The following is an 11,949-nucleotide window of genomic DNA, read 5'->3' on the forward strand; positions in this document are numbered from 1 at the left end:
ACGGTCAACACAGACGCAATAAATAAACATGATTACTAACGGCACCATTATTACCACAATTATTACCACAGGCACAACGCCCGGAGGAAGGTAACTGTATGGTGTAATCAAAACATAAAAAACCAACAAAACGCCTTCCTCCACAAATGGGGAAGGCGTTTTTGTTTTAGCACAATCTTATGAAAGTTTTAAAGTTCGGGGGCACATCAGTAGGTACAGCACAAAGCATTGGCGCTGTAATGGACATTGTAAAGCAGGAGTACCAGGCAGACTCTGGCTTGGTGGTAGTATTATCGGCCATGAGCGGTGTAACCAATTTGCTGGCCGAAATGGCCGACCGCGCCGCTGCAGGCAATGAATTTACCAAACACCTGGCTGCGTTAGAGATCCGCCACTTTGAGGTGGTAAAGCAATTGTTGGATATTCAGCAGCAAAACCCGGTTTATACCCGGTTGAAGATTTACTTTAACCAGCTGGAAGATTTGCTGCAGGGTGTAATGGTACTGCGCGAGCTTACACCTAAAACACGCGACCTGATTTTAAGCTATGGCGAGCGCTGCTCTACACTGCTTATTAGCCGTATGGCGCTCCAATATTTACCTGATGCCGTTTACGTAGACGCCAGCGAAGTAATTAAAACAGATAGCAGCTTTGGCCAGGCACGGGTAAACACCGAGCTTACAGATTTGCTGATACGTGGTTTAGCTAATGAAAATACCGGCAAGGCCTTGTTTGTAACCGGCTTTGTGGCCAGTAACGAGGCCGGACAGGTAACTACACTTGGCCGCGGAGGCAGTGATTATACTGCTGCTATTTTTGCTTCGGCGCTTGATGCCAGCGAAATACAGATATGGACCGATGTGAACGGCATGATGACGGCCGACCCGCGCATGGTTAAAAAAGCCTTCTCGCTGCCCGAGCTTACCTATACCGAGGCTATGGAGCTATCGTACTTTGGTGCCAAAGTAATTTATCCGCCAACCATGACGCCGGCTTTCCTCAAGCGTATACCAATCGTTATTAAAAACACATTTGATACAGCTTTTGAAGGCACGGTCATCCGTCATGATTGCCATAACACTTCTTTGCCTATCAAGGGTATATCTTCTATTGATAATATTAGCATCATCAACCTCGAAGGTAGTGGCATGGTTGGCAAGGCCGGTTTTAGCGGCCGCCTGTTTTCACTGCTGGCCCGCGAGCGTATCAATGTTATGCTTATTACGCAATCATCGTCTGAGCATAGCATCACCTTTGCCGTGCAGCCGGGCGATGCTGAAAGAGCCTGCCGCCTTATGGAGCAGGAGTTTGAACTGGAGTTAGGCGCACAAAAGCTGGAAGTGCCGGTTATTGAAGCTAACCTGGCCGTGCTGGCCATTGTGGGCGAAAATATGCGTAAAACACCTGGTATGTCTGGCCGGTTGTTCCATGCGTTGGGCCGTAATGGTGTCAATGTAAGGGCTATTGCACAGGGCTCGTCCGAGTACAACATTTCGGTAATTATATCGGCGCATGATCTGGCTAAGGCCGTAAATGCGGTACATGATGCCTTTTTTGTACAGTTTAACAAAACGCTCAACGTGTTTTGCCTGGGTACCGGTAACATTGGTAAAACACTGTTTAATCAGCTGCAGCAACACCGCGAATTTTTACAGGAGAATAATAGCATACAAGTTAAGATTGCCGGCATTAGCAATACCCGCAAAATGCGCTTTAGTGTGGATGGCTTGCCACTACAAGACTGGGACCAGGACCTGGATACCTACGGCGAGCAGGCTAACCTTACCGAGTTTGTAGCGCGCATGAAAGAAATGAACCTGCCCAACTGTGTGTTTGTTGATAACACGGCCAGTTCGCAGCCGGTGGCGTTTTATGAAGAGATTTTTAAATCGACCATATCTATTGTTACTTGTAACAAAATAGGTAATTCGGCCAGCTATAGCCAATATCAAACTTTTAGGGATACTGCCCGCAAGCATGGGGTCGACTTCTTTTATGAAACCAACGTTGGTGCCGGGTTGCCTATTATCCGTACCTTAAAAGATTTAATGATAAGTGGTGACCGTGTGCAAAAGATCGAGGCCATTCTTTCAGGAACGATATCTTACATCTTTAATAACTTTAAAGGCGATGTGAGCTTTCATGACATAGTGAAGGACGCGCAGGAAAAAGGTTATACCGAGCCCGATCCACGCGATGATTTGAGCGGCAAAGATTTTATGCGCAAAATACTCATCCTGGCGCGCGATGCCGGTCATCGTATGGAGGCTGATGACGTACAGATAGAAAATATGTTACCGCAAGCCTGCCTGGATGCGCAAACCGTACCTGAGTTTTATGCGGCTTTAAAAGCCAATGATGCTTACTTTAACCAGATTAAGCAACAGGCCGAAAGCAGCGGCAAGGTACTTCGTTACATTGGCAAGCTGGATAATGGCCAGGCATCTATCACGCTGCAAATGGTAGATGAAACCCATCCGTTTTACAGCATGTCGGGCAGTGATAACATCATTGCCTTTACTACTGACCGTTATAAAGAACGCCCCATGGTAGTAAAAGGCCCTGGCGCAGGTGCAGAGGTAACCGCCGCAGGCGTATTTGCTGATTTGATAAACGTAGGCGCTAATTAGGAGCCGAGTGTTAGAATTAAGAATAAAAAGTCAGGAATCAAGACTTTTGAAATAACATAAAATGGAACAAGAAGTAAACGCCTCGGCAAAGCCAATTGAAGCCTTGGATTCAGCTAACAGCCAATATCAGTCAACCGGTAACCCGTCCCCGGGTACCGAGATCAAAGTTTTTGCGCCGGCTACGGTAGCCAACGTAGTTTGTGGTTTTGATGTGCTGGGCTTTGCCGTTAATGAGCCGGGCGATGAGGTAGTGATGCGGGTTACCGATAAACCCGGAATCACTATTAGTAAAATAACCGGCGATAATGGCCGTTTGCCACTAAGTCCGGAAAAAAACACAGTCAGTGTTAGTGTACAGCATTATTTAGAAAGTATTGGCCGTACCGATTTGGGACTGGATATTGAACTGCACAAAAAGATGCCTATAGGTAGTGGCTTGGGTTCAAGTTCGGCTAGTACGGTGGCTGGATTGTTTGCCGTTAAAACCCTGCTGGGCGATGATAGGGACGTAGCCAAACTACTGCCCTTTGCCATAAAAGGCGAAGAAATGGCCTGCGGGCATGGTCATGCCGATAACGTGGCGCCAGCGCTGCTGGGCGGCTTTGTACTCATCCGCAGCTATGAGCCGCTGGACGTGATACGCCTGCCGCACCCTGCAGGTTTGTATTGCGCCATTGTTTTCCCTGATGTGGATGTCCCCACCCGCGAAGCGCGTAAAATTATTCGCAACACCATACAAATGAAAGATGCTGTTACGCAGTGGGGCAACATAGCCGGACTTATAAGCGGTCTTTATACGCATGATATTGACCTGATTGGCCGCAGCATGCAAGACGTGCTGGTTGAGCCGGTACGCTCTATCCTGATCCCTGATTTTTATGTAATGCGTGATCTGGCCATGCAAGCCGGAGCTGTAGGCTTTGGTATATCTGGCTCAGGCCCGTCTGTATTTGCGTTTACACGCGATGAAGAGACTGCCCTTAAAATTACGCAGGCGCTTCAGCAACATCTTACCGGTATTAAAATCAATTCCCATACCTACGTATCAACCATTAATGATGCCGGGCCGAGGGTACTGTAGGAGAGAGCAGGAGCTAAGAACAAGATCTTCTATTAGCTGCCATCAGTAAACGAATTATAAAACTCATTTCGAACGATAGTGAGAAATCTTTATTAAGCGATAAGCTTAACCAATTTGAAAAGATCTCTCACTAACGTTGGGGATGACAATAAATAAATCCGAAATCGAACATCCGAATTCCGAAATCAAATGAAACTCTATAGCACCAATAACACGTCAGCAGCGGTATCATTTAAAGACGCTGTTTTTAACAGCATGCCGCAGGATAAAGGCCTGTATATGCCGGTTGATATTTCACGCCTGCCTAACAGCTTTTTTGAGCAACTACCACGCTATACCTTGCCGCAAATTGCTTTTGAAGTAGCCAGGCATATGCTTAACGGAGCGATTCCTGAGGATGATTTAAAAGCCTTGATTGAGGATGCCGTAAATTTTGATGCACCGGTTGTACAATTAGAAGAGAACGTTTATGTGCTGGAGCTTTTTCATGGCCCGTCATTGGCTTTTAAAGATTTTGGTGCCCGTTTTATGAGCCGGGTAATGAGCTATTTTTTACAACAGGGCGAAAAACAGCTTGATGTGTTGGTAGCTACCTCGGGTGATACAGGCGGAGCAGTTGCCCTTGGTTTTTTAGGGGTGCCAAACACACGGGTAACTATTTTGTACCCCAAAGGCAAGGTGAGCGATATACAAGAACTACAGTTAACTACCAATGGGCAAAATATACGCGCCCTGCAAATCGACGGAACTTTTGATGATTGCCAGGCGCTGGTTAAGCAAGCCTTTGTTGATGATGAGTTGAATAGTGCGTATCGGTTAACATCAGCCAACTCCATTAACATTGCACGGCTTATACCACAAACCTTTTATTATTTCAACGCTTATGCACAACTGTTACGTGCCGGCAAAACAGAGGTGGCGTTTTGTGTGCCCAGCGGCAACTTTGGTAATATAGGCGCCGGCCTGCTAGCCTGGAAAATGGGCTTGCCCGTTAAACAGTTTATAGCCGCCACCAATGCCAACGATACGGTGCCTGCTTTCTTTAAAACTGGCGTTTATGCACCCAAACCATCGGTTCCCACCATCTCTAACGCTATGGATGTGGGTAACCCCAGCAATTGGGCTCGCATTGCCGATTTATTTAAGGAAGATGCCGAGGCACTGAAAACGCTGATGACCGGCTATAGTTATACCGACGAACAAACACGCGAGTCGATGCAGCAAGTATTTGACAAGTACGAGTACGTGGTTTGCCCGCATACAGCTATTGCCTGGCGCGCATTAACCGAGTGGCAGCAAGAACTTAAGAATGTGCCCGGCGTATTCCTTTCTACTGCGCACCCCTGTAAATTTCCGGACGTTTTCCCACAAGAGATTGCGGCCAGGGTTGAGGTGCCGGCACAGGTAAAGGAGCTGGAAAGCAAAGCAAAGCAGGCAGTTAGTTTAGATAATAGTTTCAAATCCTTTAAAAGCTATCTGTTAAGCAATAAATAAGGTGGCTTATGCGTCATGCTATAGTGTCTTGCCTATGCGAATAGACTATCTTATTACATGATTAACACAATAATTTTCGACCTGGGTGCCGTACTTATCGACTGGAACCCTAACCACCTTTACAACAAGCTAATTGCCAACGAGGAAGAGCGGAAACATTTCCTGACCCATATCTGCTCGCCCGACTGGAATGAGGAACAGGATGCCGGCCGTTCATTAGCCGAAGGCACAGCTATATTAGTGCAGCAGTTTCCGGAGCATGAGGAGAATATACGTGCATTTTACGGCCGTTGGGAAGAAATGCTGGGTGGACCTATAGCAGGCACGGTGGAAATATTTAAACAGTTGAAAGGCAGCGGCAGGTACAAGCTGTATGCACTAACTAACTGGTCGGCCGAAACATTTGAGATCGCCTTGCAGCATTACGATTTTCTGAACTGGTTTGACGGAATAGTGGTATCGGGCATTGAAAAGATCCGCAAGCCTAACCCCGATTTTTACTACACACTGCTTAACCGCTACCATGTAAAAGTTGAAGAAGCGTTATTTATAGACGACAACCTGCGCAATGTAAAAGCCGCTGAAGAGTTAGGTATTAAAAGCCTGCATTTTCAGAATGCTGCACAGCTGGAAGGTTGGTTTAAAGAGCAGGCATTACTTTAATTGATTTTGCTAAAATGATAATAAACGCCTAAGCCGTACATTTCGTGACTAATTGAAATTGTATTATAACGTTCAAACGCAACTGGTGGTGTATAGCGGGCAAAAACGTCCCACTTCTTTGTAATAGTTACGCCGGTTTGGAGGGGGAAGTTAATCCAAAGCTTTTCTAAGTCATAGTAATTTGGATAAACAGTTTCGGCGAAACTCAACTGATTATTATTGTAAATCGAAAAATTGAAACTGACACCAACACCAAAAAAAACTTTAAAACCTTCTTTATTATAAATATTGCAGAATACTCCGGGCGTTAAACTTGCGGTATACTGCTCAAACTTATACTGCTGTTGCTGTGATGTGGCCAGATAAGCCGTCGGCACTGCGTTAGTTACATTGGCACGCGTAGTCCAGACTGAAAGCTCCGCTCTAAAGAACATTTTCTGGGTGTTTATATTGGTAAAGAAGTCTAGTCCGGCACTCAGACCTGGCATAAAATCTGTCGAAGAAGTGCCGTTAAAAGGTGTTGTGCCGCTAAAAACAGTTTTAGCTTGCCCCAATATCACACCTGCATAAAAGCGGGTATTTGATGTGCCTGTTTTACTATTGTCCTGATTGATTTTCTTTATTATAGACGTTATATTTGATACAGAAAACCGGCTATATTCTATCTGGCTTATTAAGCTACGATCTGTACTGTTGTAACGTTCAGCAAGCCGAAGCAAAGATTCCTGAAAAAGGTTAACCACCATAAGCTTATTATCATTTCTATAGTATTGATAAAACTTCAGTTCCATCGGCTGCCTGCCATTTTCCAATATAAACAAGCGCTGTTTCAGGTTATCTGTTTGTTCTAGTAAGCTTACTTGCCTGCCTTGGTACGCAAACTTTAGAAATATGGTGTCTGGTGTAGTTGTGGTGTCAAGGCTTGGCGAAACATCAGGAAAAACGTTTTTGTCCATGCTTATTCGGCCACTATAGGCTAGGTATTTTTCTAAACCGGCAATTTCAAAACTTTGAATACTGTTAGGGTAAAATCTCTGGGCCTTTTGTGATAAATCGGTTTTAAACTCACAATACTCAGGACTGCTACTCCACTCACGATAATTTATAAGGCCTTTCAGCGTATCGCCTTTTGATTGAATGACAATTCCTGGTTTGTAGTTGGATTGCGCGTGACCTATACCCGCAAACAGAAAAATAAGAATAAAAAGCGTTAAGCTAATTTGCTTCATGAAAAGTTTCAGATTGAAGGCATAAATATAATTAAATACTTACGCCTTCATGTAAACCTTAAAAAATCTCTCTGGCAATGCGCTTGGTGGGTTCAGGGTTGCCCATGGTGTAAAAATGCAATACCGGTACACCAAATTCAACCAGTTCCTTACATTGGTTAATCATCCACTCTATGCCTACTTCTTTCACATCTTTGTCATTCTTGCAGGCATGTACGGCATCGCTCAAATCTTCAGGAATATCGATATGGAATATTTTGGGCAGGTTAATTAATTGCTTGGCTGTAGTTATGGGTTTTAAACCGGGTATAATAGGCACATTGATGCCATTTTCACGACATAGCTTAACAAACTCCTTGTATTTGTTCACATCAAAAAACATTTGCGTCACTATGAAATCAGCGCCTCCCTCAATCTTCTTTTTCAAGTACTTGAAGTCTGTTTTTAGGTTGGGCGATTCAAAGTGCTTTTCAGGGTATGCTGCTACTCCTATGCAAAAATCTGTTTTGTAAGAGGTGTCCTGGTACTCGTGCAAGTATATACCGTTGTTCATATTGGTTACTTGTTCCAATAAATCGGTAGCATAACAGTGGCCACCAGGAGTAGGTATAAACCCTGGATCGGTTTTGCGGGCGTCGCCGCGTAGTACCAGTACATTATCGATGCCTAAAAATTGCAGGTCGATCAATGCATATTCAGTTTCTTCTTTGGTAAAACCACCGCAAATAAGGTGTGGAACAGTATCAACCCCATATTTGTGCTTAATGGCCGCACACACGGCTACAGTACCCGGGCGTTTGCGGTAGGTAGCTTTTTGTATATTACCATCGGGCGTTTCCTTATAAAACAAATCTTCGCGTGATGAGGTAACATCAATAAACGGAGGCTTAAACTCCATTAGCGGATCTATTGCTTTATATATACCATCCATACTTTGCCCTTTAATAGGCGGTAGAAGCTCGAAAGAAAAAAGTGTTTTGCCGTTGGCGTTTTGGATGTGCTCCGTTATTTTCATGTTATAAATGCACTGTTTGTGCTACCAGTTTTTGTAAATATTTTTCTGCAGATAGAATTTCTTAATAATTCAAATTCGGTCCCAGCCACCTTTCTATCGTTTCTACCGACATGCTCTTGCGCTTGGCATAGTCTTCAACCTGGTCTTTGCCTATCTTACCTAAACCAAAATATTTCGACTCGGGGTGAGAAAAGTAAAAGCCGCTTACCGAGGCGGTGGGTAACATTGCCATACTTTCGGTAAGGTGCATATGGGCATTATCTTCAGCTTTCAGCAAATCAAAGAGGGTTACTTTTTCAGTATGCTCCGGGCAGGCAGGGTAACCTGGTGCCGGACGTATACCCTGGTATTGTTCTTTTATAAGCTGCTCAGTATCCAGTTGCTCGTCTTTGGCATAGCCCCAATACTCGCGGCGTACAAGTTCGTGCATTTTTTCAGCAAAGGCTTCGGCCAGGCGGTCGGCGATGGCTTTGGCCATAATGCTGTTATAATCATCATGGTCGGCCTCGTATTTAGCTACCAGTTCATCGCAGCCAATACCTGTGGTTACGGCAAAGCCGCCAAAGTAGTCGGGCACGCCGCTTTCTTTAGGTGCTATAAAATCGGCCAGGGCATAGTATGGTTCGCCTTTAACCTTTTCGCCTTGCTGGCGCAGGGTGTGTATGCGGGTTAGCAATTGTGTACGGCTTTCATCACTGTACAGCTCAATGTCATCGCCTACGCTGTTGGCCGGCCAGAAACCGATTACGCCGTTGGCTTGCAGCAAGTTTCCATTAATGACTTTCTGCAGCATCTCCTGCGCATCGTCAAAAAGCTTTTTAGCTTCGATGCCCACGTTCTTATCGTTAAATATTTTCGGATAGCTACCGCGCAGTTCCCAGGTATGGAAGAACGGCGTCCAATCTATATAAGGAACCAGTTCTTTTAGCGGATATGCTTGAAATACCTTGGTGCCTGTAAAAGACGGTGCCGGAGCTACTGAGCCATCCAGATCCAGCTGAAACTTATTGGCCCGTGCTTCTTCTAAAGTGAGGAAGCGTTTGTCGTTCCGTTTGTTCAGGTGTGCTTCGCGGGCTTTGGCGTACTCGTCTTTAATGGTTTGTATGTACTCGTCGCGGTTCTCCTTACTCATCAAAGTGCTGCACACGGTTACACTGCGCGATGCATCCAGCACATGTATGGCAGGGCCCGAATAATGCGGCGCTACTTTAACTGCGGCATGAATACGAGAGGTGGTTGCCCCCCCAATAATTAATGGGATAGTAAACCCTTCGCGTTCCATTTCTTTGGCAAAGTGTACCATTTCATCAAGCGATGGCGTAATCAGACCACTAAGGCCAATAATATCTACGTTATGTTTTTTAGCTTCCTCTATAATTTTATTGGCGGGCACCATTACGCCCAGGTCAATGATCTCGAAGTTATTACAAGCCAGTACTACGCCTACAATGTTTTTACCAATGTCGTGCACATCGCCTTTAACGGTGGCCATAAGTACCTTGCCAGCATTGCTGCGCTGGTTGCCATCGGCGTTTTTCAGCTTTTCGGCTTCAATAAAGGGCAGCAGGTAAGCTACGGCCTTTTTCATTACCCGGGCCGATTTTACCACCTGTGGCAAAAACATTTTACCGGCGCCAAACAGGTCGCCTACAATGTTCATCCCGTCCATCAGGGGGCCTTCAATAACTTCCAGCGTGCGTTCGTATTGATGGCGTGCTTCTTCCACATCGACATCAATATATTCCACAATACCTTTTACCAGTGCGTGCGAGAGTCGCTTTTGTACCGGTTCATTACGCCAGCTTTCATCACGTACAATTTCTTTGCCTTTGCTTTTTACCGTTTCGGCATATTCTACCAGGCGTTCAGTAGCATCCTCGCGGCGGTTGAGTAGTACATCCTCTACACGCTCTAAAAGAGGTTTAGGAATTTCCTCGTACACCTCGAGCATACCGGCATTTACAATGCCCATATCCATGCCAGCCTGTATAGCATGGTATAAAAAGGCCGAGTGCATAGCCTCGCGTACAACGTTATTACCGCGGAAAGAGAAAGATATATTACTCACACCACCGCTTACTTTGGCGTGTGGTAAATTTTCTTTTATCCAACGGGTGGCGTTAATAAAGTCAACAGCATAATTATTATGCTCTTCCAAACCGGTGGCAACGGTAAGGATGTTAGGGTCGAAAATGATATCCTCCGGTGGAAAGCCAATTTCGTTCACCAGTATATCGTAAGATCGTTTACAAATTTCTATACGGCGTTCATAATTATCGGCCTGCCCTTGCTCATCAAACGCCATTACAACCGTAGCAGCACCGTAGTTCAGTATCTTGCGCGCGTATTCTCTAAACTTGTCTTCACCTTCTTTTAGCGAAATTGAGTTTACAATACCCTTACCCTGCAAGCATTTTAAACCGGCTTCAATAACCGACCATTTAGAGGAGTCGACCATGATGGGCAGCTTGGCAATATCAGGTTCGGAGGCCACCAAATTCAGAAATTTAACCATTACGGCTTCCGAATCAATCATGCCCTCATCCATATTAATGTCAATCACCTGGGCACCACCTTCTACTTGCTGGCGGGCAACTGTGAGGGCTTCCTCATAGTTTTCGGCCAGTATAAGCTTTGAAAACTTGGGCGAACCGGTAATGTTGGTCCGCTCGCCTACGTTCACAAAGTTGGTTAGAGGCGTTAGGGTAACGGCTTCTAAACCACTGAGGCGCATATAAGGCTCAAGCGTTGGTAGTTGCCGTGGCGAGTATTTAGCTGCCCGTTCGGCAATGCATTTAATGTGATCGGGCGTGGTGCCGCAACAGCCGCCTACAATATTAACCAGGCTAGCTTGCATAAAGTCATCGACCTGGTGGGCGGTTTCATGCGGTTGTTCGTCATAAGCGCCAAACTCATTAGGCAAACCTGCATTTGGATAAGCTGAAATATATACATCGGCTTTGTTAGAGAGTTCTTCCAGATATGGTCGCATCTCTCTAGCCCCTAAAGCGCAGTTTAATCCCACCGATAGCAGGTTGGCATGGCGTATGGAGTTCCAGAAAGCCTCCACCGTTTGGCCCGATAGGGTGCGGCCCGAGGCATCGGTTATGGTACCCGAAATCATGATGGGCAGGTTCTTGCCCGATTCCTGTGCATAGCGCTGGGCGGCAAACAGGGCTGCCTTGGCATTCAGCGTGTCAAATATGGTTTCGATTAAGAGCAGGTCTGAGCCACCGTCAACCAAGCCTCTAATCTGATCATAGTACGCTTCTGCAAGATCGTCAAAAGTAACGGCACGATAGCCCGGGTCGTTCACGTCGGGCGAAAGGGAAGCGGTGCGGTTGGTAGGGCCGACAGCGCCGGCTACAAAGCGCGGCTTGCCGGGCGTTTTAATAGTATAATCATCAGCCGCCTCGCGGGCTAAACGGGCACCTTCATAGCTTAGCTCGTAAGCCAGCTCTTCCATATGATAGTCGGCCAGTGATATACGCTGGGTACTAAATGTGTTGGTTTCAATAATATCGGCACCTGCATCCAGGTACTCGCCATGTATAGCTTTAATTACGTCAGGGCGTGTAAGGTTCAGCAGGTCGTTATTGCCCTTTAAATCGGATGGATGATTTTTAAAACGCTCCCCGCGAAAATCCTCCTCCGTTAACTGATAGCGCTGTATCATGGTTCCCATGGCGCCGTCAATTACTAATATGCGTTTCTTTAACTCGTTTTTTATGTCCATATTTTGGATATGAGATGTGAGGCAAGAGATGTGAGATAAAGCGTAGGATTTACTTGCAAACGCATGCAAAATCCTGTCAGTTTCATATCTGATAGCTCAAA

7 protein-coding genes are annotated in these 11,949 nt (G+C 45.7%); 4 read left to right on the forward strand and 3 right to left on the reverse strand.

Translation table 11 applies throughout. The features are described from left to right. The first annotated feature begins 179 nt into the window (after window positions 1–179). From thrA to ABDD94_RS01480, 4 genes are all read left to right on the forward strand, one after another. Window positions 180–2,630 carry a bifunctional aspartate kinase/homoserine dehydrogenase I gene (thrA, locus tag ABDD94_RS01465; protein ID WP_345949591.1) on the forward strand — a complete coding sequence of 817 codons (2,451 nt, stop codon included), beginning with the start codon at window positions 180–182 and terminating at the stop codon, window positions 2,628–2,630. Between the two features lie 61 nt (window positions 2,631–2,691). Continuing rightward, window positions 2,692–3,711 (forward strand): homoserine kinase, encoded by a 1,020-nt coding sequence (locus tag ABDD94_RS01470; protein ID WP_345954392.1) that lies wholly within the window; start codon window positions 2,692–2,694, stop codon window positions 3,709–3,711. Window positions 3,712–3,900: 189 nt separating this feature from the next. Then, window positions 3,901–5,205 (forward strand): threonine synthase, encoded by a 1,305-nt coding sequence (gene thrC / locus ABDD94_RS01475; RefSeq protein WP_345954393.1) that lies wholly within the window; start codon window positions 3,901–3,903, stop codon window positions 5,203–5,205. 57 nt (window positions 5,206–5,262) lie between these two features. After that, window positions 5,263–5,868, forward strand: a complete 606-nt coding sequence (locus tag ABDD94_RS01480) for an HAD family phosphatase (RefSeq protein ID WP_345954394.1) — start codon at window positions 5,263–5,265, stop codon at window positions 5,866–5,868. Here the strand turns inward: ABDD94_RS01480 and ABDD94_RS01485 are convergent. From ABDD94_RS01485 to metH, 3 genes are all read right to left on the reverse strand, one after another. After that, a complete protein-coding gene (locus tag ABDD94_RS01485; RefSeq protein WP_345954395.1) occupies window positions 5,865–7,097 on the reverse strand; it encodes a hypothetical protein in 1,233 nt (410 codons plus the stop codon). The genes ABDD94_RS01480 and ABDD94_RS01485 overlap by 4 nt on opposite strands. 58 nt (window positions 7,098–7,155) lie before the next feature. Beyond that, window positions 7,156–8,112: a methylenetetrahydrofolate reductase [NAD(P)H] gene (gene metF / locus ABDD94_RS01490; RefSeq protein ID WP_345954396.1), complete on the reverse strand. Its 957-nt coding sequence runs from the start codon at window positions 8,110–8,112 to the stop codon at window positions 7,156–7,158. 61 nt (window positions 8,113–8,173) lie between these two features. Next, a complete protein-coding gene (metH, locus tag ABDD94_RS01495) occupies window positions 8,174–11,848 on the reverse strand; it encodes a methionine synthase (RefSeq protein WP_345954397.1) in 3,675 nt (1,224 codons plus the stop codon). Between the last annotated feature and the right edge of the window lie 101 nt (window positions 11,849–11,949).

The sequence above is a fragment of the Mucilaginibacter sp. PAMB04168 genome (assembly GCF_039634365.2).
Lineage (GTDB): Bacteria > Bacteroidota > Bacteroidia > Sphingobacteriales > Sphingobacteriaceae > Mucilaginibacter.